Origin of the sequence: Pseudomonas sputi, assembly GCF_021603585.1 — a bacterium.
GTDB lineage: Bacteria > Pseudomonadota > Gammaproteobacteria > Pseudomonadales > Pseudomonadaceae > Aquipseudomonas > Aquipseudomonas sputi.
The window spans coordinates 26392-49860 of record NZ_BQHI01000018.1; the positions used below are offsets into that span (position 1 = coordinate 26392).

23 protein-coding genes are annotated in these 23469 nt (G+C 59.4%); 16 read left to right on the forward strand and 7 right to left on the reverse strand.

All coding sequences use genetic code 11. The features are described 5' to 3' along the window. Nucleotides 1-113 precede the first annotated feature (113 nt). Nucleotides 114-542, forward strand: a complete 429-nt coding sequence (locus L6D81_RS21215; protein ID WP_236181801.1) for a hypothetical protein — start codon at nt 114-116, stop codon at nt 540-542. A gap of 36 nt (nt 543-578) precedes the next feature. Here the strand turns inward: L6D81_RS21215 and L6D81_RS21220 are convergent, their stop codons facing one another. From L6D81_RS21220 to L6D81_RS21230, 3 genes are all read right to left on the reverse strand, one after another. Further along, complete coding sequence (locus tag L6D81_RS21220; protein WP_236181802.1) at nt 579-1205, reverse strand: DUF3885 domain-containing protein; 627 nt, start codon at nt 1203-1205, stop codon at nt 579-581. 46 nt (nt 1206-1251) lie between these two features. Next, on the reverse strand, nt 1252-1524 hold the full coding sequence (locus L6D81_RS21225) for a hypothetical protein (protein ID WP_236181803.1): 273 nt from the start codon (nt 1522-1524) through the stop codon (nt 1252-1254). 64 nt (nt 1525-1588) lie between these two features. Then, nucleotides 1589-2359 carry an AraC family transcriptional regulator gene (locus L6D81_RS21230; protein WP_236181804.1) on the reverse strand — a complete coding sequence of 257 codons (771 nt, stop codon included), beginning with the start codon at nt 2357-2359 and terminating at the stop codon, nt 1589-1591. 223 nt (nt 2360-2582) lie between these two features. Between L6D81_RS21230 and L6D81_RS21235 the strand changes: the two genes are divergently transcribed. The 7 genes from L6D81_RS21235 to L6D81_RS21265 all read left to right on the forward strand — a co-directional run bounded on the left by L6D81_RS21235 (nt 2583) and on the right by L6D81_RS21265 (nt 11159). Further along, nucleotides 2583-4214, forward strand: a complete 1632-nt coding sequence (locus tag L6D81_RS21235; RefSeq protein WP_236181805.1) for an APC family permease — start codon at nt 2583-2585, stop codon at nt 4212-4214. A 22-nt stretch (nt 4215-4236) separates the two neighbouring features. Continuing rightward, complete coding sequence (locus tag L6D81_RS21240) at nt 4237-5163, forward strand: 4-hydroxyproline epimerase (protein ID WP_236181806.1); 927 nt, start codon at nt 4237-4239, stop codon at nt 5161-5163. Between the two features lie 55 nt (nt 5164-5218). After that, complete coding sequence (locus tag L6D81_RS21245) at nt 5219-6166, forward strand: dihydrodipicolinate synthase family protein (protein ID WP_085649123.1); 948 nt, start codon at nt 5219-5221, stop codon at nt 6164-6166. A gap of 81 nt (nt 6167-6247) precedes the next feature. Then, nucleotides 6248-7840, forward strand: a complete 1593-nt coding sequence (locus L6D81_RS21250; RefSeq protein ID WP_236181807.1) for an aldehyde dehydrogenase (NADP(+)) — start codon at nt 6248-6250, stop codon at nt 7838-7840. After that, entirely contained in the window at nt 7830-9092 is a 1263-nt protein-coding gene (locus tag L6D81_RS21255; protein ID WP_236181808.1) for an NAD(P)/FAD-dependent oxidoreductase, read from the forward strand. Before L6D81_RS21250 ends, L6D81_RS21255 begins: the two co-directional genes overlap by 11 nt. Nucleotides 9093-9310: 218 nt before the next feature. Continuing rightward, nucleotides 9311-9997, forward strand: coding sequence for an EcsC family protein (locus L6D81_RS21260; RefSeq protein ID WP_236181809.1), 687 nt, complete (start codon nt 9311-9313; stop codon nt 9995-9997). A gap of 238 nt (nt 9998-10235) precedes the next feature. Continuing rightward, on the forward strand, nt 10236-11159 hold the full coding sequence (locus tag L6D81_RS21265) for a putative phage abortive infection protein (RefSeq protein ID WP_236181810.1): 924 nt from the start codon (nt 10236-10238) through the stop codon (nt 11157-11159). A 51-nt stretch (nt 11160-11210) separates the two neighbouring features. Here L6D81_RS21265 and L6D81_RS21270 read toward each other — a convergent pair whose 3' ends face one another. Then, the gene (locus L6D81_RS21270; RefSeq protein ID WP_236181811.1) at nt 11211-12386 is read right to left on the reverse strand and encodes a XylR family transcriptional regulator; all 1176 of its coding nucleotides are present in this window, start codon (nt 12384-12386) and stop codon (nt 11211-11213) included. A 175-nt stretch (nt 12387-12561) separates the two neighbouring features. Between L6D81_RS21270 and xylA the strand changes: the two genes are divergently transcribed. The 5 genes from xylA (at nt 12562) to L6D81_RS21295 (ending at nt 18911) form a co-directional block, all read left to right on the forward strand. Further along, nucleotides 12562-13878 carry a xylose isomerase gene (xylA, locus tag L6D81_RS21275; RefSeq protein WP_236181812.1) on the forward strand — a complete coding sequence of 439 codons (1317 nt, stop codon included), beginning with the start codon at nt 12562-12564 and terminating at the stop codon, nt 13876-13878. A gap of 142 nt (nt 13879-14020) precedes the next feature. After that, nucleotides 14021-15022, forward strand: a complete 1002-nt coding sequence (xylF, locus tag L6D81_RS21280; protein WP_236181813.1) for a D-xylose ABC transporter substrate-binding protein — start codon at nt 14021-14023, stop codon at nt 15020-15022. Nucleotides 15023-15100: 78 nt separating this feature from the next. Next, a complete protein-coding gene (gene xylG / locus L6D81_RS21285; RefSeq protein ID WP_236181814.1) occupies nt 15101-16657 on the forward strand; it encodes a D-xylose ABC transporter ATP-binding protein in 1557 nt (518 codons plus the stop codon). Continuing rightward, nucleotides 16658-17794: a sugar ABC transporter permease gene (locus tag L6D81_RS21290; RefSeq protein ID WP_236181815.1), complete on the forward strand. Its 1137-nt coding sequence runs from the start codon at nt 16658-16660 to the stop codon at nt 17792-17794. Between the two features lie 127 nt (nt 17795-17921). Continuing rightward, nucleotides 17922-18911 (forward strand): zinc-dependent alcohol dehydrogenase family protein, encoded by a 990-nt coding sequence (locus tag L6D81_RS21295; RefSeq protein ID WP_236181816.1) that lies wholly within the window; start codon nt 17922-17924, stop codon nt 18909-18911. 88 nt (nt 18912-18999) lie between these two features. On the opposite strand, the gene ycaC is transcribed toward L6D81_RS21295, so the two are convergent. Both ycaC and L6D81_RS21305 read right to left on the reverse strand, forming a co-directional pair. After that, nucleotides 19000-19632 (reverse strand): isochorismate family cysteine hydrolase YcaC, encoded by a 633-nt coding sequence (ycaC, locus tag L6D81_RS21300; RefSeq protein WP_007958138.1) that lies wholly within the window; start codon nt 19630-19632, stop codon nt 19000-19002. Between the two features lie 142 nt (nt 19633-19774). After that, nucleotides 19775-19996, reverse strand: a complete 222-nt coding sequence (locus tag L6D81_RS21305; protein ID WP_236181817.1) for a hypothetical protein — start codon at nt 19994-19996, stop codon at nt 19775-19777. A 158-nt stretch (nt 19997-20154) separates the two neighbouring features. On the opposite strand from L6D81_RS21305, the gene L6D81_RS21310 reads away from it, so the two are divergent. The 3 genes from L6D81_RS21310 to L6D81_RS21320 all read left to right on the forward strand — a co-directional run bounded on the left by L6D81_RS21310 (nt 20155) and on the right by L6D81_RS21320 (nt 21975). Further along, the gene (locus L6D81_RS21310; protein ID WP_236181818.1) at nt 20155-20697 is read left to right on the forward strand and encodes a YniB family protein; all 543 of its coding nucleotides are present in this window, start codon (nt 20155-20157) and stop codon (nt 20695-20697) included. A 110-nt stretch (nt 20698-20807) separates the two neighbouring features. After that, on the forward strand, nt 20808-21314 hold the full coding sequence (gene msrA / locus L6D81_RS21315; protein WP_236181819.1) for a peptide-methionine (S)-S-oxide reductase MsrA: 507 nt from the start codon (nt 20808-20810) through the stop codon (nt 21312-21314). Nucleotides 21315-21402: 88 nt separating this feature from the next. Continuing rightward, the gene (locus L6D81_RS21320) at nt 21403-21975 is read left to right on the forward strand and encodes an eCIS core domain-containing protein (protein ID WP_236181820.1); all 573 of its coding nucleotides are present in this window, start codon (nt 21403-21405) and stop codon (nt 21973-21975) included. Between the two features lie 60 nt (nt 21976-22035). On the opposite strand, the gene gabP is transcribed toward L6D81_RS21320, so the two are convergent. Next, nucleotides 22036-23442 (reverse strand): GABA permease, encoded by a 1407-nt coding sequence (gene gabP / locus L6D81_RS21325; protein WP_236181821.1) that lies wholly within the window; start codon nt 23440-23442, stop codon nt 22036-22038. Nucleotides 23443-23469 lie beyond the last annotated feature (27 nt).

The following is a 23469-nucleotide window of genomic DNA, read 5'->3' on the forward strand; positions in this document are numbered from 1 at the left end:
GTGACAACTGCGACGCAGGAAAGAACGAAGGAAACACATGGCGATTTTGTTTTTTGTCAGGTAAACAGGCGGCTGAAATTCGGGACATTGATTTGAACAAGGGAGATGCAGGGATGGCCGAAGAAGTTCTGAAGTCGAAGATGGTCAACTTTCTGGTGACCGATGCTGAACTGAACTACGAAGATGTAGGCGAGTTCTACGAGGTCGTGGGGAGCGGCAATGTCGGCGTACTGGCCGGGGTGCTCGAGGGATTCAGAAATCACTATGGCGGATTGTGGGTGGGCGGCAGAGTCACCGTCACCGAAAACGCCGTTTACTTGAATGCCAATGCCATGAACCGCATGGTTCAGGACCGGACACTGGATGTCGAGATACCGATGCCGACGATCCGCAAGGTCACCGTCGAAGGCGGTTTCGTGACGAAGATCGTCCGTCTCGACACAGACGCCTACAGTGTCAAATTCCGCTGCTACGGTGCCAAGGACGTTGCCTCGCTGATCGCCAGGCAGGCCCTTTCGCAGTCGTTGAAACGCGCGCGTTAATAAGGCCTCGCCTGAATGCCCGGGTCGAACCCGGGCTCAGAGGGAGCCCGCGAAGTCAGCGTCCATCGCGGGCCGGTCGTAATCGAGAAGATACGTCTGATGCCGGTGATACAGCCTTGAAAGTAGCGCCTTGTTGGGCCCGACCACGTCCATCCCTCGGTCGTCGTAAGGGAAAACCATCACTCCGGCCTTCAAGTTGAACAGGTAGACCGCGCAGCGAGGATTCGGCGCGATTGCCCCAAAATCCGCAGCCAGTGCACACCAGAGCAATGCCTGAAGCAACCTTGCGGGCGTTTCGAATGCGAGATTGATCCAGTACTCGGGTTCGCTTTCGCAGAACCAGTCATCCGGGTCAGTGGGTTCACTCCAGATCGAGCGTTGTGCAGGTATCTCGATGCCTGCCGAACGAAGGGACTGAAGCAACGATCGATGGGCAAATCGTTGGCCGTCGGAGTGGAAACGCAGGCAGGTCACCAGCGTGGGCTCACCACTGAAAATGTCGGCGCAGATCTCGGTCGACTTTCGCAAGGCCAACAGGAACTGCTCGATCATTCCTCCCGTTTCGGAGAGTTCGAAACGCAGTCCTCCCGGGCAGGAATAAAACAGAGGCCTTGCGAAGGCCTGATCGGTAAAAATCCGCTCGATTTCAAGATGAAGATTCACTGAAGTCCTTTCCGGTCAATGTGGCGTGGGCGGCCATGCCGCCCTGTTAATTCTTGCACTTGGCCAACACCACCTGACAGGTATTGGGCGTTCCGCCCGAGCGGCCGGCGTAGCGCATGCAGTTATTCATGGATTTTTTTTGCGCGATCCCCAGGGTCGCTCCCCACGCAAGACCGCCCTCGCCTGACGTCGGCACCGCTTTGGCATAGCAGCGATCACCGGTGGTCGCGTAGTGAGCCTTGCTCGAACAGGACGCCGTCAGGATCAGCAGGAACGCGCACAGGCCATACGAGCATCGGCGTACCCAGAATTCGCTCATCTCGTTTCACCTGCAGCAAATGGGGCTGACCTGTTCAGTTTAGCCGCAATGACTCGGTAGCCGCTCATTGCTCCGTCGCCTGTCGATACTGACGTGGCGTGAATCCAGTCGACGCCTTGAACTGGCGAGTGAAAGCACTGTGATCGGTGTAGCCACATTGCAACGCCACCTCGGTGATCGGCAGTTCGGTGTGCAAAAGGCGATGGGCCTGTTCCAGCCGCACTTTCTGGATCATCTGTCTCGGCGTCAGGTGGAACACCCGTTTGCAGTAGCGCTCCAGTTGCGCCACCGAAATACCGGCGATCCGGGTCAACTCGCCCAGGGTCACCCGCCGATTGAAATGCGCGCGGATGTGTTCGTCGACCGCCGCCAGTCTCTGGAACGCCGGGTGGGTTTCGCTGGCCGATTGCAGGTCCACCGAAATCCCCGCGAGGCCGATGATGTCGCCGTCACGGTTGTACAGCGGACGCTTGTGCGTCAGGCACCAGCCTGGTTCGCGACTGCCGTACAGGTGCAGTTCCAGCTGATCCTCCAACACAAATCCCTCTTCCAGCACCCGTCGATCCTGCTCGGTATAGCCCGGCCCCAACTGCGCTGGAAACACCTGCGCACTGGTTTTGCCGAGCAGCGGTTTCAGGTCTTTCAGGCCGCAGCGCTGCACCAGCGTGCGATTGGCCAGGACGTACCGCGCCTGCACATCCTTGATGAAAATCGCCGCGTTCGGAATCACGTCCAGCATCGGCAACAGCGGCGCCACCCCCGCCAGCAGTGCCTCGAGGGTGTGGGGACGATTGTGCTCATCGTCCTGGCACAGGATCGCAAATGCGTTGTGCATGGTGACGGTTTTCCCCGGTGAGTGGATCGGGCTGAGGCGTTCGCGTGCAGATTGCAGCAACGATCCAAGCGTGTCGAGCGCCGCTGTCGTTCTTCGCAACTGTGCCGATTTCGTCATCCAGAGCTGCGCAAAACATCAATCGCCCGACGCCTGATGAGTTCACTGTTTAACCGTTCCTGTGACTCACACCTGCCTATCCAATAACTCACAAGAAGGCGATGCCATGTCAGGCCAAGGCAAGTTCAAAAAACAACTTTCATTGATCGACCTCACCTTTATCGGACTGGGGGCGATCTTCGGTTCCGGCTGGTTGTTCGCAGCCAGTCACGTGTCGGCGATTGCCGGGCCGGCGGGGATTTTTTCCTGGTTGCTGGGCGGGTTCGCCGTGTTGCTGCTGGGCATCGTCTACTGCGAATTGGGCGCAGCATTGCCAAGGGCCGGCGGTGTGGTGCGCTACCCGGTTTACAGCCACGGGCCGCTGCTCGGTTACCTGATGGGTTTCATTACGCTGATCGCGTTTTCCAGCCTGGTGGCGATCGAGGTGGTTGCCTCGCGCCAATATGCGGCGGCCTGGTTTCCGAGCCTGACCAAAGCCGGCAGCGGTGATCCGACCCTGCTCGGCTGGCTGGTGCAGTTCGGCCTGCTCTGCGTGTTCTTCCTGCTCAACTACCGCAGCGTGAAGACCTTCGCCAAGGCCAACAATCTGGTCAGCGTGTTCAAGTTCATCGTGCCGCTGCTGGTGATCGGCGTGCTGCTCACCTTCTTCAAACCGGAAAACTTTCAGGTTCAGGGCTTCGCCCCCTTCGGACTCTCGGGCATCGAGATGGCCGTCTCCGCCGGCGGTGTGATCTTCGCCTACCTGGGCCTGACCCCGATCATCTCGGTGGCCAGCGAAGTGAAGAACCCGCAACGCACCATTCCGATTGCGCTGATCCTGTCGGTGCTGCTTTCGACCGCGATCTACGTGCTGCTGCAAATCGCCTTCCTCGGCGGCATCCCGACCGAATTGCTCGCCAATGGCTGGGCCGGGGTTTCCAAGGAATTCGCCCTGCCGTACCGCGACATCGCCCTGGCGTTGGGCGTGGGCTGGCTGGCGTATCTGGTGGTGGCGGACGCGGTGATTTCCCCGAGCGGCTGCGGCAACATCTACATGAACGCCACGCCTCGGGTGATCTACGGCTGGGCGCAGACCGGCACGTTTTTCAAGGTCTTCACCCACATCGACGAAAAGTCCGGCATCCCGCGTCCGGCACTGTGGCTGACCTTCGCCCTGTCGGTGTTCTGGACCCTGCCGTTCCCGTCCTGGGAAGCACTGATCAATGTGGTCTCCGCCGCGCTGGTGCTGAGCTACGCCGTGGCGCCGGTGACCGTCGCCGCGCTGCGGCGCAATGCGCCGGACATGCCGCGCCCGTTCCGGGTCAAGTGCATGGGCGTGCTGGGGCCGGTGTCGTTCATCATCGCTGCACTGATCGTCTACTGGTCGGGCTGGAACACCGTGTCCTGGCTGCTCGGCCTGCAAATCCTGATGTTCGTCGTCTACCTGTTCTGCGGCCGCTTCGTACCGACCGCCCACCTCAGCCTGTCCCGGCAAGTGCGCTCGTCCGCGTGGTTGATCGCCTTCTACGGCGTGACCATCGTCCTGTCGAAACTCGGCACCTTCGGCGGCCTGGGCATCCTCACCCATCCGTTCGACACCCTGGTCGTCGCGGCCTGTGCGATGGGCATTTATTACTGGGGCGCCGCCACCGGCGTACCGGCGCATCTGCTGCGTCTGGAATCCGAAGAGGATGAAAGCGAAGTCGCTGCGACCTCCCCCGCCGCCTCCACTAACCCGCGCACTGCCGGCGCTTACTGAAATCACTCAACGGGACCTGTCCATGAAACGAGTACACGTCATTGATTCCCACACCGGCGGCGAACCCACGCGCCTGGTGATGAAGGGTTTCCCCGATCTGCCCGGCCGCACCATGGCCGAGAAGCGCGATGCCCTGCGCAACCAGCATGACCAGTGGCGCCGCGCCTGCCTGCTGGAACCGCGCGGCAACGAGGTGCTGGTGGGCGCGCTGTATTGCGAGCCGGTGTCGCCGGACGCCACTTGCGGGGTGATCTTCTTCAACAACGCCGGTTACCTCGGCATGTGCGGGCACGGCACCATCGGCCTCGTTGCATCGCTGCAACATCTGGGGCTGATCGCACCGGGGGTGCACAAAGTCGACACGCCGGTCGGCCCGGTCAGCGCCACGTTGCATGAAGACGGCGCCGTGACGCTCGGCAACGTGCCCGCTTATCGCTCACGCAAACAGGTGGCGGTGGAAGTGCCGGGATACGGCCGCTTCCTCGGTGACGTCGCCTATGGCGGCAACTGGTTTTTCCTGGTCTGCGAACACGGCCAGACGCTGACGATGGACAACGTCGACACCCTGACCGACCTCACCTGGAAAATGCTCAAGGCCCTCGAAGAGCAAGGCATCCATGGCGAGGACGGCGCGGTCATCGACCATATCGAATTGTTCGCCGATGACGCCGAGGCCGACAGCCGCAACTTCGTCATGTGCCCCGGCAAAGCCTACGACCGCTCCCCTTGCGGCACCGGCACCAGCGCCAAACTGGCATGCCTGGCCGCTGACGAAAAACTCGCGCCCGGCGAGCGCTGGGTGCAGGCGAGCATCACCGGCAGCCAGTTCGAAGGCCGCTTTGAATGGGAAGGCGAGCGCATCCGCCCCTACATCACCGGCCGCGCCCACATGACCGCCGACAGCACGCTGCTGATCGACGAAACCGATCCGTTCGCGTGGGGCATCTGAGCCGCCGCGCTGCACTTTCAAACCCCTCTGAATGACCGTTCCAAGGAGAACAATAATGAGCGACAACATCTTCACCGGCTGCATGCCCGCCCTGATGACCCCGTGCACCGCCGCGCGCAAACCGGACTTCGACGCGCTGGTGGCCAAGGGACGCGAGTTGATCGACATCGGCATGAGCGCGGTCGTGTATTGCGGCTCCATGGGCGACTGGCCGCTGCTCACCGAAGCCGAGCGTCAGGAAGGCGTGGCGCGGCTGGTGGCCGCCGGGATTCCGACCATCGTCGGTACCGGCGCGGTCAACACCCGTGAAGCGGTGTCCCACGCGGCCCATGCGGCGAAAGTCGGCGCGCAGGGCTTGATGGTGATTCCTCGGGTGCTGTCCCGTGGCGCTTCGGCGGCAGCGCAAAAAGCCCACTTCGCGGCGATTCTGCAAGCGGCGCCGAACCTGCCGGCGGTGATCTACAACAGCCCTTACTACGGCTTTGCCACCCGCGCCGACCTGTTCTTCGAACTGCGCCGTGAATACCCGAACCTGATCGGTTTCAAGGAATTCGGCGGTGGCGCCGATCTGCGCTACGCCGCTGAAAACATCACCTCCAAGGACGATGACGTAACTCTGATGGTCGGTGTCGATACTCAGGTGGTGCACGGCTTCGTCAACTGCAACGCCACCGGCGCCATCACCGGCATCGGCAACGCCCTGCCCCGCGAAGTGCTGCAACTGGTGGCCCTGAGCAAGCAGGCCGCCAAGGGTGACGCCAAGGCCCGGCGCCAGGCCCGCGAGCTGGAATCAGCGCTGGCGGTGCTGTCGTCCTTCGACGAAGGCACGGATCTGGTGCTGTATTACAAACACCTGATGGTGCTCAACGGCGACAAGGAATACACCCTGCATTTCAACGAAACCGATGCCCTTAGCGACTCACAGCGTCGTTACGCAGAAGCCCAGTACGCGCTGTTCCGTCACTGGTACGAAAACTGGTCGGCGGAGCAAAACTTCGCCTGACCTGCCGCTGCGCTCAAGCCCGCCGCCCCCCCACGGCGGCGGGCCTTATTCGTGACCTGTTTTATTGATAAGGAATGCGCCATGACCCTGACGGGCCAACTGCTGATCGGTCAGCAAACGCTCACCGGCGACCGCGACGTCATCCACGGGATCAACCCCGCCACCAACACCCCATTGGAACCAGCCTACGCCGGCGGTTCTGCCGAGCATGTCGAGCAGGCCTGCGCACTGGCCTGGGCGGCGCTTGACCGTTATCGCGAGACATCGCTCGACGCTCGGGCCGAATTCATTGAAACCATCGCGGGCGAAATCGAAGCCCTCGGTGATGAACTGATCGACCGCGCCCTGGCTGAAACCGGCCTGCCGCGCCCGCGCCTGCTGGGTGAACGGGGCCGTACCTGCCAGCAACTGCGACTGTTTGCCCGCACCGTACGGGCCGGCGAATGGCTGGATGTGCGAGTCGACACCGCCCAACCGCAGCGCCAGCCAATGCCGCGTTCGGATCTGCGTCAGCGGCAGATTCCACTGGGGCCGGTGGCGGTGTTCGGCGCGAGCAACTTTCCGCTGGCGTTCTCGGTGGCCGGCGGCGATACCGCTTCAGCGCTGGCCGCCGGCTGCCCGGTGATCGTCAAGGCCCACGGCGCCCATCCCGGTACCAGCGAACTGGTTGGCCGTGCGGTGGCACGGGCAGTGAAGGCCTGTGGTTTGCCGGAAGGTGTGTTCTCGTTGCTCTACGGTTCGGGCCGTGAAGTGGGCATTGCGCTGGTCAGCGATCCACGGATCAAGGCCGTCGGTTTCACCGGTTCGCGCAGTGGTGGTCTCGCGCTGATCAAAGCGTCCCAGGCGCGGCCCGAACCGATCCCGGTGTACGCGGAAATGAGTTCGATCAACCCGGTGTTGCTGTTCCCGGCTGCGCTGCAGAATCGCGCCGAGACGTTGGCCCAAGGCTTTGTGGCTTCGCTGACGTTGGGCGCCGGTCAGTTTTGCACCAATCCCGGTCTGGTGATCGCCCACACAGGGCCGGCGCTGGACGCCTTCATTGGCGCCACCAGCGAACTCATCCAGCGCAGTCCCGCGCAGACCATGCTCACACCGGGAATTTTCAATGCCTACGAATCCAGCGTGAATGCCCTGGCGGAAAACGCCCGGGCGCGCATTGCCGCCGTCGGCCAGCGCGCGACGGAACCGAATCAGGGCCAGGCTCATCTGTTCGTCACCGACGCCGCCGACTTCCTCGCCGATCATTCGTTGCAGGCCGAAGCCTTCGGCGCCGCCTCCTTGATCGTGCAATGCGCCAGCACCGCGCAAATCCGGCAGGTGCTCGAGCAACTGGAAGGCCAACTGACCGCCACGCTGCATCTGGATGACGAGGATCTGCAACAGGCCCGCGCATTGCTGCCAACCCTGGAGCGCAAGGCCGGACGCCTGCTGGTCAACGGCTGGCCCACCGGCGTTGAAGTCTGCGATGCGATGGTGCATGGCGGGCCGTTCCCGGCGACCTCCGATTCGCGCACCACGTCGGTGGGCACCGCGGCGATCCTGCGTTTCCTGCGCCCGGTCTGCTATCAGGATTTCCCCGACAGCCTGCTGCCGACCGCGCTCAAACACGCCAATCCGCTGTCGCTGCGCCGCTTGCACGATGGCCAAAGGGAAACCGCGAAAAATGCCGAATAACCCCCACGACATCGCTGTGGTCGGCGCCGGCATCATCGGCGTCGCCAGTGCCCTGCGCCTGGCCCGTCAGGGCATGCGGGTGGTGGTGATCGACCCGCAGGAACCGGGCCACGGCGCCTCGTTCGGCAACGCCGGACACTTGGCGACCGAGCAGGTGTTTCCGATTGCCGACAGTTCGATCCTCAAACGTCTGCCAACCATGCTCCTGGACCCGATGGGCCCGCTGCGTCTGGACTGGAAATACCTGCCCCGCGCCCTGCCCTGGTTTACACGACTGTTGCTGAACCTGCGCTCGGCGCCGTACCAGCGCACCGTTGCCGGGTTGCGCGCGCTCAATGAAAGCGCCCTCGACGCCTGGCACCGTTTGCTCAATGACATCCAGCGTCCCGACTTGCTGAAGATGGAAGGGTCACTGCTGGTGTTCGAACGCCCCGACTCACGCCCGGCCCTCGAAGCATTGCAGCGACGCCTGCAACAGCAACAGGTGCCCGTCGAAGGGTGGCAGGCCGGAGCGGTACGCGAGGCCGCGCCGCAACTCAGCGAACAGATTCAGGGCGGTCTGTTTTTCCCGAACACCGGGCATTTCATCGATCCCTACCGCGTCGTGCGTGAATTGGTCGAGGCGGCGAAAGCCCGCGGCGTGCAATTTTTGAAGCAGGCGGTTCAGGACGGGCAACTGCACGAACATGGCGTCAACCTGATGACCGAAACCGGCACGCTGTCCGCTCGCCAGGTACTGATCGCCTGCGGCGCCCACTCGGCAAAACTCACCGCCGCACTGACCGGTAAGAACGTCCCGCTGGACACCGAGCGCGGCTATCACCTGATGCTGCCTCACGAACACAACCGACTGCCCTTCCCCGTCACCTCGCTGGAACGCAAATTCATCATGACCCCGATGTCCGACGGGCTGCGCCTGGCCGGCACCGTCGAATTCGCCGGCCTCGACGCCCCTCCGACCATGGCCCGCGCCTGGCAGTTGCATCGATTGAGCCAAGGGTTGTTTCGTGAGGAGTTGAGTGACGAAGCAGCCACACCGTGGATGGGTTTTCGACCGTCGCTGCCGGATTCGTTGCCGGTGATTGATCGGGTGTGTGACGGCAAAGTATTGCTTGCGTTCGGGCATCAGCATCTGGGGCTGACGCAGGCGGCGGTGACGGCGGAGATGGTTGGGGGGATGGTTTTGCAGGATGCAACGAGTCCCATTCGAAGAGAATCAGTGATTCAGGCTTATCGGCTAGACCGCTTCTGAGGGCATAACCCGTCATAGCGAATGGCTGCAGATCGGTATCGAATCAAGAAGCCGGTCTTGGGATGGCTGTAAGTCCTCTGGAATCTTTTCGTTCGAGTTCTCTCTCGCCACTGAAGCAAATCAAGGAGTGCAATGTTATTTTGATATCAATTGTGTCACTCTTTTAGCCGCACTCAGCCTCAAAGCTTCTGATAAAAATTCATCGAATGGAATCTAGAATGACCACAGAGAAAGACGAAAACAGCTCTTCCTTGATGAAAATGGTAGAAGCCATTGCCATCAGCCCTCACGATGCGCGTGAGCTCGTTCAACAGTACGAGAATCAGGCACGCAGTTCGATGCCCTCCGCGACGGATGAGAAAATCCAGGAAATCATCGTCGACAAGATCATAAGTCGCTATTCCAAACTGGCCGCAACGTCTGGCGCCGCTACCGCTCTTCCGGGCGTTATCCCTGGCATTGGCACCGCGGTAAGTGCTGTCGGAGGTGGATTAGCGGATATATCAGTCTGCATGAAGCTGCAGATCGACATGACTATGTGCTTGGCAGTAGCCATCAACGGCAAGATGTCCAACGAAGATGCGAAGCACATGTCGTACATCATCGCTTTGTGTGGGTCCTTGGAACAGTTGGGCTCTTCTGGTGCCACCAAGATCGCCAGCAAGGCTGGCGTGCGAATGGTACACCAGTATTTGAAAGGCCCAACGCTTCAGCTAATCAAGGAGCTTTTTGCGAAAATCGGAATTTCGTTCACTCAAAAAGCTGCCGCTAAAGTTATCCCTTTTGGTATAGGCGTAGTCATCGGTGGCACCGCGAATTACGCGCTCACTACTTATGTAGGCAAAACTGCTCGCGACACTTTCCGACTGCATCTGAAAGAAGAGATAACCACGGAGCAATCCTAGGCAACCCAATGAACTGCCGTCGTTGCTAATGCCCCTTTTCAAGAGCCATCAGCGACCCATCAACCGAATTTCTGCAGAATTGGTTTCATGGGTCGCCAAACAATTCAAAAAAAAGCGCAGCAAAAACTTGTTTATTCGAAGTACCTGTGCACTTGGAGGTCGCACCTTACCATGAGCTCCAACTTCGAAAACTATCACATCAGCCTTAAACTTCAGCCTGAAAGGTTTCATGATATATATGAGTCTAGAACAGAAATTCGAGAACATCACATCCGCAGTTCTATTCAAATGGCTGGCATGGATATTAGTCTTCGCCACAGCAGTAGTCATAGTGGTTTTCACATTCTACTTTATTGAGTTCAACGGAAAACTCAGCAGTAAACATGCCGACTGGGGAACCTTTGGAGACTTTATAGGAGGAACCCTCAACCCTTTACTCAGTTTCCTAGGTTTGATCGCCCTCCTGTTGACAATCGTTTTGCAAAGCAAAGAACTAGAGTCGACCAGAAAGGAGTTAGCGCGTTCCACGTCAGCACAGCAGAAATCAGAAGCAGCATTGAGCGAACAGGCAAAAACACAAATCAAGCAACAGTTCGAAGGGACATTTTTCTCCCTACTGGATCAGCACAATAAAACACTGGATAAGATCTCAATCCCAACGGGAAAGTGGACGAACGGAAAATCAGATATAGATATTGTAAGGCAAGCTGTTTTTTATAGCTCCGCTGCAAATCTTATAGAAGCGAAGAACAACCTGGAAAGTAAAAACGGCCTGTGTGGGCATTACTTCAGAAGTCTATACCAAATACTGAAATTCATCGCAACAAACGTACCTGACAGCACCATCGGAACAAATTTCAACGAAGACACGATTAAAGAAAGCGCACTGTCAGCAAGCGAAAAAATGTACAGCAACATTGTTAGATCATTCCTAAACTACGACACCACCCAACTTCTCGCTATATATTGTTATTGCAGCCCAACAGATACATATTGGAAATTCAAGCTCTTGCTAGAGCGGTATGCTTTTTTAGAGCACATGCCTTTTGAAATTGACAACCACAGCAACAAACTACTCTTGGACACTCAGTATTTTTACGAACTTTCCGCCTTCGATAAAAGCCAATTCAAGAGCGTGCTGGATGCCAAAAAGGCTGATTAAGCAATCATTCAATCGAAAAAATCCGGAAGAAAATGTTAGGAATTCGCCTCGCTATCTGGCGCCCTGCTGATATTCACGGGGCGTACACCCGAACTCTCGACGGAACACCGTGTGCAGGTACTGAGCGGATTTGAAACCGCACGTGCGGGCCACGTCCGCAATCGCCGTGTCGGTTTTTTCCAGCCCGCGAGTGGCCGCCGCCAGTTTGAAACGCAGAATCTCGTCATGCACGCTGCAGCCTCGCACCGCGCGAAAGTGCGACTCCAGCGAGGAACGCGACACGCCGACATAAGCCGCCACTTGCGCGGTCTTGATGCCTTGGCAGGCATATTGGCGGATGAACAGCAGCGCCTGCATCACGTAAGGATTGCCCAACGGTTGATGCAGGCTCGACACCTGCACGTTGACCGCATCAGGCGGAATCAGAATGTGCGTGCCCGTGGACGGTTTGCCATGCAGCATCTGGTGCAGCAAATGCGCGGCGGTGCGGCCCATGGTTTCGGTGCCCTGAATCACTGAACTCAGGGGGACCCGGGTCAGGCTGCGGGTCAGCGGGTCATTGTCGATGCCGATCAACGCCACCTGCTCCGGCACGGCGATGCCGGCGGTCAGGCAGGCTTGCAGCAACTGCCGGGCGCGGGCGTCACTGACCGCGATGATGCCAATGGGTTTGGGCAGGCTCTGCAGCCAGGCGATCAGTTGTTCGACGGCGCTGTCCCACAGCGGTGCGCTGGTGCCCATGCCGCGATAGACCTCGGCGTGCAGGCCGTCCCGTTGCATCAATCGTAGAAAGGCTTTTTCGCGCTCCTGAGCCCAACGATTGGCCTGCGCCTCAGGCAGGCTGAAGCAGGCGAACCGTTGCAGCCCGGCCTCGACCAAGTGTTCGTAAGCCAGTGTGATCAGCGCGTTGTTGTCGGTGGCGACGTACGGGATCCCTTTCGGATAGGCCCGCTCATCCTGATAGGAACCACCCACCGCCACCACGGGCAGCTTGATATCGGCCAGCGCCTCGCCGATCAGCGGATCATCGAAGTCGGCAATGATGCCGTCACCCTGCCAGCGCTCGATGCCTTTCAACCGGCAGAGAAAATCCTCTTCCAGAAACAGATCCCAGGAGGCGCGCGTGCTGCTCAGGTAGTTGCCGATGCCGCTGATGATGCCGCGGTCATAGATCTTGCTGCCGTTGAACAACAGGGCGATGCGGTGAACAGGCGGTACGGTTTTCATTGTTTTCAGGCTTGTTCCGGGCCTCTTGCCGTAGAGGCGGTTTGCACAGACTAGGCGCGCTGACGGTGAATCTCAACACGCAAAATCGCACTGCGTGTTGGTGATTTTCGTAATCGGCAGGCACAGGGCCGTTGCTAGTATCGGGGCACGCCCAAGAACAACAAGGACATTGCCAATGCCGTACTTCCCCGATGTCGAGCCGATCCGCTACGAAGGTCCTGCCAGCGATTCTCCCCTTGCCTTCCGTCACTACGACGCCGACAAAATCATCCTCGGCAAGCCCATGCGCGAACACCTGCGCATGGCCGCCTGTTATTGGCACACCTTTGTCTGGCCGGGCTCCGACGTGTTCGGTGCCGGGACGTTCAAGCGCCCGTGGCAACACGCCGGTGACCCGATGGAGCTGGCCATAGGCAAGGCGGCGGCCGCGTTCGAGTTCTTCTCCAAGCTGGGTATCGACTACTACTGCTTTCACGACACGGATGTCGCCCCCGAAGGCCACTCGCTGAAGGAGTACCGCAACCACTTCGCCCAAATGATCGATCACCTGGAACGCCATCAGGAACAAAGCGGAATCAAGCTGCTGTGGGGCACCGCCAACTGCTTCAGCAATCCGCGATTTGCCGCCGGCGCCGCCAGCAACCCGGATCCTGAAGTGTTCGCCTGCGCCGCGGCCCAGGTCTTCAGCGCCATGAACGCAACTCAACGCCTCAAAGGCTCCAACTACGTGTTGTGGGGCGGTCGCGAAGGTTACGAAACCCTGCTCAACACCGACTTGAAACGCGAGCGCGAACAACTGGGTCGCTTCATGCGCATGGTGGTCGAGCACAAATACAAGATCGGCTTCAAAGGTGACCTGCTGATCGAACCCAAACCGCAGGAGCCGACCAAGCACCAATACGATTACGACAGCGCCACGGTGTTCGGTTTTCTCCAGCAGTTCGGTCTGGAAAAGGAAATCAAGGTCAACATCGAGGCCAACCACGCCACCCTGGCCGGTCACAGTTTTCATCACGAGGTGGCGACGGCCGTCTCGCTGGGGATTTTCGGCAGCATCGATGCCAACCGCGGCGATCCGCAAAACGGTTGGGACACCGATCAGTTCCCCAACAGCGTCGAGGAAATGACCCTGGTCACCTATGAAATCCTCAAGGCCGGCGGGTTCGGCAATGGCGGGTTCAACTTCGACTCCAAGGTACGGCGTCAGAGCCTCGACGAAGTCGATCTGTTCCACGGTCACGTCGGCGCCATGGACGTCCTCGCCCTGTCGCTCGAGCGGGCCGCCGCCATGGTCCAGAACGATCAGCTTCAGCGGCTCAAGGATCAACGCTATGCCGGCTGGCAGCAGCCGTTCGGCCAGTCGGTGCTGGCGGGTGAGTTCAATCTCCAGACATTGGCCGAGCACGCCTTCGCCAACGAGCTGAATCCGCAGGCCGTCAGCGGCCGGCAGGAAATGCTCGAAAACGTCGTCAACCGGTTTATCTATCGCTGATCGCCAACGGGAACTGCAGACGCTGTGACATTTGCGCGACAAATCTGTAGTCCGTTGCGTCTGCTGATTCTCTACAGTTCCACCAGCCCGATATTCATCGTCAGGCCGTGTCTTTCAAACAAAAATAAAAGGACGCACCACCATGAAGAACGTAAAACGCACGCTGCTGGCCAGCGCCCTGGCGCTGTTGTCGCTGCCGGTTTTGGCCGATGCGGCCCATCCGAAAATCGGTTTCTCCATTGATGATCTGCGGCTGGAGCGCTGGTCCCGTGACCGGGACTACTTCGTTGCAGCGGCAGAAAAAATGGACGCCAAGGTCTTCGTGCAGTCGGCCGATGCCAACGAGCAGAAGCAGATTTCGCAGATCGAAAACCTGATTTCCCGTGGTGTCGATGTCATCGTCATCGTGCCATTCAACGCCACCGTGCTGACCAATGCCGTGGCCGAGGCGAAGAAAGCCGGAATCAAGGTCGTGTCCTATGACCGTCTGATACTCAACGCCGATATCGACGCCTACATTTCCTTCGATAACGAAAAGGTCGGTGAAATGCAGGCCAGCGGCGTGCTGCATGCAGCGCCCAAGGGCAATTACTTCCTGCTGGGTGGCGCGCCCACCGACAACAACGCGAAAGTGTTGCGCGAAGGTCAGATGAAGGTGCTGCAACCGGCCATCGACAAGGGCGATATCAAGATCGTCGGCCAGCAATGGGTAAAGGAATGGAACCCGACCGAGGCGCTGAGCATTGTTGAAAACGCCCTGACCCGCAACGACAACAAAATCGACGGTATCGTCGCCTCCAACGACGCCACGGCCGGCGGCGCCATTCAGGCCCTGGCCGCTCAGCAACTGGCCGGCAAGGTGCCGATCTCCGGACAGGACGCGGACCTGGCAGCGGTCAAGCGGGTCATCTCCGGCACGCAAACCATGACGGTTTACAAACCGCTGAAACTGATTGCCTCCGAAGCCGCCAAACTCTCGGTGCAACTGGCACGCAACGAGAAACCCGCCTACAGCTCGCAGTACGACAATGGCAGCAAAAAAGTCGACACCATCCTGCTCACCCCGACGCCCTTGACCAAGGACAACATCGACCTGCTGGAACAGGACGGTTTCTATACCAAGGCGCAGCTCGCCGGAAAGTGACACTCACTGCGTGATACCCCCGCAGGAGCCCTGCTCCTGCGGTTTCAGTCCAGTATCGGCCGCTTGTGAGTCTCTGCCATGTCCGACTATCTGTTGCAAATGAACGGCATCGTCAAAACCTTCGGCGGTGTCAAAGCGCTCAACGGCATCGACCTCAAGGTCAGGCCGGGTGAGTGCCTCGGGCTGTGCGGCGAGAATGGCGCCGGCAAGTCCACGCTGATGAAAATCCTGTCTGCGGTCTACCCCCATGGTACCTGGGACGGTGAAATCCTCTGGGAGGGTCAACCGCTCAAAGCGCAATCGATCAGCGAAACGGAAGCCGCCGGCATCGTCATCATTCACCAGGAACTGACGCTGGTTCCCGACCTCTCGGTGGCCGAAAACATTTTCATGGGCCATGAGCTGACGCTGCCGGGCGGACGGATGAATTACCCGGCGATGATCCACCGCGCCGAAACCCTGATGCGTGAACTGAAAGTGCCGGACATGAACGTGTCGCTACCGGTTTCGCAGTACGGCGGCGGTTATCAGCAACTGGTGGAAATCGCCAAGGCTTTGAACAAGCAGGCACGCCTGCTTATCCTCGACGAGCCGTCATCAGCCCTGACCCGTTCGGAAATCGAGGTGTTGCTGGACATCATCCGCGACCTCAAGGCCAAGGGCGTCGCCTGCGTCTACATCTCCCACAAACTCGATGAAGTGGCCGCCGTGTGTGACACCATTTCAGTGATCCGCGACGGTAAACACATTGCCACGACCGCCATGGCGGACATGGATATTCCTCAGATCATCACCCAAATGGTCGGTCGGGAAATGAGCAATCTCTACCCCACCGAACCCCACGCCATCGGCGAGGTGATTTTCGAGGCGCGGCACATCACCTGCTACGACGTCGACAACCCCAAACGCAAACGGGTGGACGACATTTCGTTCAGCCTCAAACGCGGGGAAATCCTCGGCATCGCCGGGCTGGTCGGTGCCGGCCGCACGGAGCTGGTGACCGCGCTGTTCGGCGCCTACCCGGGTCGCCACGAAGGCGAAGTCTGGCTGGACGGCCAACCCATCGACACCCGTACGCCGCTCAAGTCAATTCGTGCCGGCGTGTGCCTGGTGCCCGAGGACCGCAAGCGTCAGGGGATCATTCCCGACCTGGGTGTCGGCCAGAACATCACCCTGGCCGTGCTGGACAGTTTCTCGAAACTGACCCGCATCGACGCCGAAGCGGAACTGGGCAGCATCGATCGGGAAATTTCGCGCCTGCACCTCAAGACCGCGAGCCCGTTCCTGCCGATCACCAGCCTGTCGGGGGGCAATCAACAAAAAGCCGTGTTGGCGAAGATGCTGCTGACCAGGCCCCGGGTGCTGATTCTCGATGAGCCGACCCGAGGGGTGGATGTCGGCGCCAAGTACGAGATCTACAAACTGATGGGGATGCTGGCCGCCGAAGGTGTGTCGATCATCATGGTGTCTTCGGAGCTGGCCGAAGTGCTCGGTGTGTCCGACCGCGTCCTGGTCATCGGCGAGGGTCAACTGCGAGGGGACTTCATCAACCATGAACTCACCCAGGAACAGGTGCTCGCCGCCGCACTCAGCCAGCCTGACAGCCATAACAATAAAGCTCGGAAATCCGCGTAAATGAATCAGGTCAAACAACTCTTCACCCGCTACAAGATGCTCGCACTGGTGTTTGCCGTGGCGTTGATCTGGCTGTTCTTCAGCTGGCAGACCGAGGGCGGATTCCTGACACCGCGCAACCTCTCCAACCTGCTGCGTCAGATGTCGATTACCGGGATTCTTGCTTGCGGCATGGTGCTGGTGATCATCAGCGGCGAGATCGATCTGTCGGTTGGCTCATTGCTGGGCCTGCTCGGTGGCGTGGCGGCCATTCTCGATGTCGTCTATCACATACCGCTGCTGGCGAACCTCAGCCTTGTGGTGGTGTGCGGCCTGCTGATCGGCCTCGCCAACGGCTACATGGCGGCCTATCTGCGCATTCCGTCGTTCATCGTGGGGCTTGGGGGGATGCTGGCGTTCCGGGGGATTTTGCTGGGAATCACCGGCGGCACGACCATTGCGCCGGTGTCGCCGGAGCTCGTTTACATTGGCCAGGGTTATTTACCACATTCGGCCGGCGCGGGACTGGGTGTCCTGCTGTTCGCGCTGACGTTGTTCCTGACCTGGAAACAACGACGCAATCGCGCCCTTCACGGCCTGGCAGCACACTCCCTGGTGCGGGACGTGGCACGCGTGTTGTTGATCGGCGCGGTGCTGGCGGGTTTTGTCCAGACCCTCAACAGCTATGACGGCATTCCCGTACCGGTTCTGCTTTTGCTGATTCTGCTGGGCGGCTTCAGCTACGTGACCAGCCAGACCGTGTTCGGCCGCCGCGTCTATTCGGTGGGCAGCAACATGGAAGCGACGCGCCTGTCCGGGATCAATGTGCAGGCCGTGAAGCTGTGGATCTTCGGGATCATGGGCGTGATGTGCGCCCTCGCCGGCGTGGTCAACACTGCGCGCCTGGCCGCCGGCTCACCTTCGGCCGGCAGCATGGGCGAACTCGACGCCATCGCCGCCTGCTTCATCGGCGGGACCTCGATGCGCGGCGGTTCCGGCACGGTCTATGGCGCCCTCCTCGGCGCCCTGGTCATCACCAGCCTGGACAATGGCATGTCCATGCTCGACGTCGACAGTTACTGGCAGATGATCGTCAAGGGCAGCATTCTGGTGTTGGCTGTCTGGGTGGATGTGAGTACGCGGACCGGGCGGCGTTGACAGGCTGCTCGTTGTTTCCAGTGTTGCGCCATCCCAGGCCTTTATCCGGAGCAGACCAAAGCCTACATTGGCGTCCATGGCACCGGATCACGCCGGTGCAATTTCATCGATAACCGAGGAAGTACAGATGGCACGCATTGTCAGGATTCATGAATACGGTGACGCGAGCGTCCTGAAACTGGAAAACGTCGACGTCCCGGCGCCCGCTGCGGACGAAGTGCAGATCGAGGTCAAAGCCTTTGGCCTGAATCGCGCTGAAGTGATGTTCCGCAATCACGCCTATTTGCAGGAAGCGGAGTTTCCCAGCCGTCTCGGCTACGAAGCCGCCGGTGTGGTGGTCGCGGTTGGCGCCAACGTCAGCGAATTCAACATTGGCGATGCCGTCAGCGTGATTCCGCCGCTGGACATCGCACGCTGGGGCACTTACGGCGAACTGGCCAACGTGCCCGCCCACCTCACCGTCAAACACCCGCAGAACCTGTCGTTTGAACAAGCGGCGGCGGCCTGGATGCAATACGTCACCGCGTGGGGTGCGCTGGTCGAACAGGCCAAATTGCAGAAGGACGATTTCGTGATCGTCACTGCCGCGTCCAGCAGCGTCGGCCTGGCTGCCTTCCAGATTGCCAGAATGGTCGGTGCCACTTCGATTGCCGTCACCCGGACCCGCGCCAAGAAACAGGCCTTGCTCGACGCCGGCGCGGCGCACGTGATCGTCAGCGACGAAGAGGACATGGTTGCAGCGGTCATGGCGCTGACCGACGGCAAAGGCGCGCGGGTGGTGTTTGATCCGGTGGGCGGCCCGTCGTTCGAACCGCTGACCCAAAGCATGGCCCGGGGCGGCATCCTGCTGGAGTACGGCGCCCTGAGCCCGGAACCGACACCATTCCCGCTGTTCACCGTGCTGGGCAAATGCCTGACCCTCAAGGGCTACCTTTACTCGGAAATCGTTTCCGACCCGGCCACCCTGGCACGCGCCAAAACTTTCATCGGCGACGGGCTGGCGTCCGGCGCGCTGAAACCGATCATTGCCAGGACATTCGCCCTGGATGACATTCAGCAAGCGCATCGCTTTCTTGAAGCCAATCAGCAGGTCGGGAAGATTGTTGTCACGGTTTGAGGTGACGAATCCCCTGCTCCACTGTTTGCGGTAGAAACGACGAAAGCCTGCTTTTTTCAAAGCAGGCTTTCGTCCATTCAGCATCCGGTTATTTCTGATGCGCCGTCAGTGCGGCATAGCCGTTCATCAAGTTGCGGTAGTTCGGGATGCGCTGGGACAGCAGGTTGCCCAGGCCTTCAATGTCGTTGCGCCAGTCGCGGTGCAGTTCGCAGGCCACCGAGAACCAGTTCATCATCTGCGCGCCCGCCTGGGTCATGCGGTTCCACGCGGCTTGCTGCACGGTGGTGTTGAAGGTGCCGGAGGCGTCGGTCACCACGAACACGTCAAACCCTTCCGCCAGCGCCGACAGGGTCGGGAACGCTACACACACATCGGTCACGACACCGGCAATGATGATCTGCTTGCGGCCGGTGGCCTTGATCGCCTTGACGAAGTCTTCGTTGTCCCAGGCGTTGATCTGTCCTGGGCGGGCGATGTATGGCGCGTCCGGGAACATTTCCTTGAGTTCCGGCACCAGCGGGCCGTTCGGGCCTTGTTCGAAGCTGGTGGTGAGGATGGTCGGCAATTCGAAGAATTTGGCCAGATCGGCCAGCGCCAATACGTTGTTCTTGAACTCGTTTGGCGAGAAGTCCTGAACCAGAGAAATCAGACCGGTCTGATGGTCGACCAGCAGAACCACGGCGTCGTCTTTGTTCAGGCGGTTGTAGGTTGGAGTGCTCATGTGTGAATCCCTTTTTAGTTGTGCAAGTGCGTTTGCGTTCAAGATGGGCACAGATTACTGACTCGCCTGAAAGCGATAAATCGGCTGAAAAGCGTTACACCGTCAACCGAAACAGGACAATAAATTCAAACTGCCGAGCAGATCACACCGCCATCCCGACCTCCCCGCCGATCCTTGTCACACTGTTCCGATCGCTCACAACGACCTTCAGGGAAATGTTGATGCCCGGACGCAACACGCAAGCACCCACGCCGGATGAAACACCGCGCGCCCCCCGCCAAGGCGCGAAGGCCGGCTCGACCTTTCGCTGACCGTCAGTTTCATGCTGATGGTCGTCGTGGCTTTTCTGGATCTGGAAAGCCATGTTCAAAAGGCCAGGCGACGCATGTAAGCTCAAGATCGTAACGAAAGCGAACACCTCTACTGTCAGTATCGACGCACGGAAGCGTGAGCGCCTCCAGTCCGGTCACCCACTAAACTGCGCACAGATTAAACGTTAGTTGTTTCAATTGGAGAATGAGCGTGAATTTCAAGGATGCAAAAAGCAAGTCAGTAAGAAAACGTCTACTAGGCGCGGCAATAACTATCCCGGCAGTTGTATCTACCGGGGTATCGTTTCTGAAAATGATTTATTTCCGTCTCGATGATGGATCACAGCTAGGAAGCATGATTGCCCGACCATTCAAGGAGCTCACAAGCTGGGCATATCAACATACGCCCTATCTCAATTTTTTCTGGGAACACTCACCGCTCCCAGATCACCTCAACTTCTCAGAAGTACAAAATTATTATTTCCTGGCCATTTACCTACTGATTTTCATTGGCGCTGCTTTATATGCATCCGGTGCAAAGCTTTCTTATCGCCTCGCAAAAATCAGTGAAAAAATCGAGGACCAGATTTTAGAAGAGTCAATCAAAGGCACAGCAGCCCGCAGTCGAGAAGAAATTGAGCGCTCTACGGAGATACCCTCGAACAGTGTCTTTTCCCAATTCCACCAACTGTATTTAGCACCTGTCGTAACAGCGCTATTAGGTGCTGCACTGGTGAAAATACTTGGTATTTGAATTAAAGCCGCGAATGCAATGCTGATTTATGGAGGGATCGGCCTTGCAATCGGCCCACACTCCCTCATATCAAGGAACATCTGCGACCTATTCGAGAGGAAGGACATGCCATGACCACTCAAACCGAAACTGCCATTCTCGCCGGCGGCTGCTTCTGGGGCATGCAGGATCTGTTGCGCCGCTACCCCGGCGTGCTGCAAACGCGGGTCGGTTACACCGGCGGCGATGTGCCGAACGCCACTTACCGCAATCATGGCAACCACGCCGAAGCCATCGAAATCGTCTTCGACCCTGCCGTGATCAGCTATCGGCAGATTCTCGAATTCTTCTTCCAGATCCACGACCCCAGCACGCCCAACCGTCAGGGTAACGACCTCGGTCCGAGCTATCGTTCGGCGATCTATTACCTGAACGAGCAGCAACGCGATATCGCCGAAGACACTGCGGCCGACGTCAACGCATCGGGCCTGTGGCCGGGTCGTGTGGTCACCGAAATCGAACCGGCGGGGCCGTTCTGGGAAGCGGAACCGGAGCATCAGGATTACCTCGAGCGGATTCCGAATGGCTACACCTGCCACTTCATTCGCCCGAACTGGAAGCTGCCGAAACGCGGTTGAGGTGCAGCGGGGTCGGTGCGCAACGCGGTGTTCGTCGCGTTGTGCCTGATCCCTTTCTATTGTGCGGCCTTACGATCGAAAAGCGCCCATGCCCTCCACGCTCATCAGCTTCGTCACCTGGCTTGCCCTTGTAACGCCGGCCCAGGCTGACCCATGCCCTGCCGGCGAAAAACAAGTGTGCCTCGACAGCTGCATTTGCCTGCCGGACCCGGGGCGTCTGTCTGAAGACCTCTTCCGGATCGCGGCCCCGGCTCTGGCGCTGGCGTTGACTCAGGCCCACGCCGAAGCCGCCAGCACCGACATCAAACCGATTCCCCCGCACATCCGGGAGCAACTGCTGCGCTGGTATGACCCTGGCATCCTCGATGCCGTGCACTACAAGGTCACCGACGACGGCCAATACAACGCCGCCACGGCCATCCTGCAAAACCCGGATGTCGGTGCGGTGACGCTGATCGACATCATCCTGTTCCGCGACGCTGAAACCGCAGAACACAACGTTGCGCTCTGGGCCCACGAACTGAAGCATGTGCAACAGTTTCAGGAATGGGGCGTCGACGGGTTTGCGCAGCGCTACACGCAGGATTTCAATGCGGTCGAGGCGCCAGCGTATGCGATACAGGGCGAAGTCCGACGTTGGCTGCGAGCCGAAGCCCGGTGATCGGACATCCCCTGCGTCCATACCGGGGATAGCTCCCACCGTTCAAGCACCAGAAAAAACCTAAGCCTTGCCCGCCGCAACCGCCGCCCGCGCCTGCCCATGTTGCCGCGAGGTCACCAGCCCGATAAAGGAAATCGCCAGCGCCAGGCCGATGGTCGACGTCACCTCCAGGCGATGCTCGGGCGTCACCATCATCAATGCGAGCGCGGCGCAGATAAACAAGATCACCAGCCAGGTCAGCCATGGAAACAGCCACATGCGAAACGTCAGCTCGACATTCTGCCGACGCAGCATCCGGCGCATGCGCAATTGCGAAACCGCGATCACCAGATACACCAGCAACGCAATCGCGCCGGAGCTGGCGAGCAAAAACTGGAACAGCCCCGCCGGCATGAAATAGCTGAACAGCGTCACCCCGGCACCGATCACGGTGCTGGCAATCACCGCCGCCCTCGGTACGCCCGCCGCGGAGGTCACCTTCAGCGGTTGCGGAGCGTCACCGCGACGCCCCAGCGAGAACAGCATCCGCGAGGAAATGTAGATCGAGGAATTCATGCAACTGGCCACCGCAATCAGCACGACCACATCGACCAGGAATTTGGCGTGGGGAATGTTCATCAGCTCCAGCGCTCGCTGGTAAGAGCCGACGGACGCCAACAGCGGATCGTTCCAGGGCACCACGGAAATCACCACGAAAATCGACAGCAGATAAAACACCCCGATGCGCCAGATCACCGAGCGCGTGGCCTTGGCGATGTTCTGCGCCGGGTTGCTCGATTCGGCGGCCGCGATGGTTACCGCCTCCGTCCCGATAAAGCTGAACATGATGGTGATAAAGGCCCCGACCACCGCCGACAAACCATTGGGCGCGAACCCGCCGTGCTCTTCCATCAAGCGGCTCAACCCGCTGGCCTCACGCTCCGGAACCCAGCCCATCAACACCGCAAAACCCAGCCCGATGAACCCGATGATCGCCACCACCTTGGCCATCGCGAACCAGAACTCGAACTCGCCGTACTTGGACACACTGAACAGGTTGGTCACCACCAGCAAAATGATCGACAACAACGCGAACAACCACGCATCGACCTGAGGAAACCACTGATTCAAGACATGCCCGGCGGCCAGCGCTTCAATCGGAATGACCAGCACCCAGAACCACCAATACAACCACCCAATGGTGAACCCCGCCCAGCGCCCGATGGCCTGATCGGCATAGGTGGAAAACGATCCCGTGTCCGGGCGGGCGACGGCCATTTCACCGAGCATGCGCATGACCAGCACGACCAGCAGACCGGAGAAGAGATAAGCGAGCAAGACGGCCGGGCCGGCGGCGGCAATGGCGTGGCCGGAGCCGACAAACAGCCCCGCACCGATGATGCCGGCAATGGAAAGCATGGTGACATGACGCGGCTTGAAGCCCTGCGCCAACTGACCGTTCGAGTCCTTCGAGTTCAGGCTATTCATTGTTTTTGTTGTTCTCTGGTGATCGAC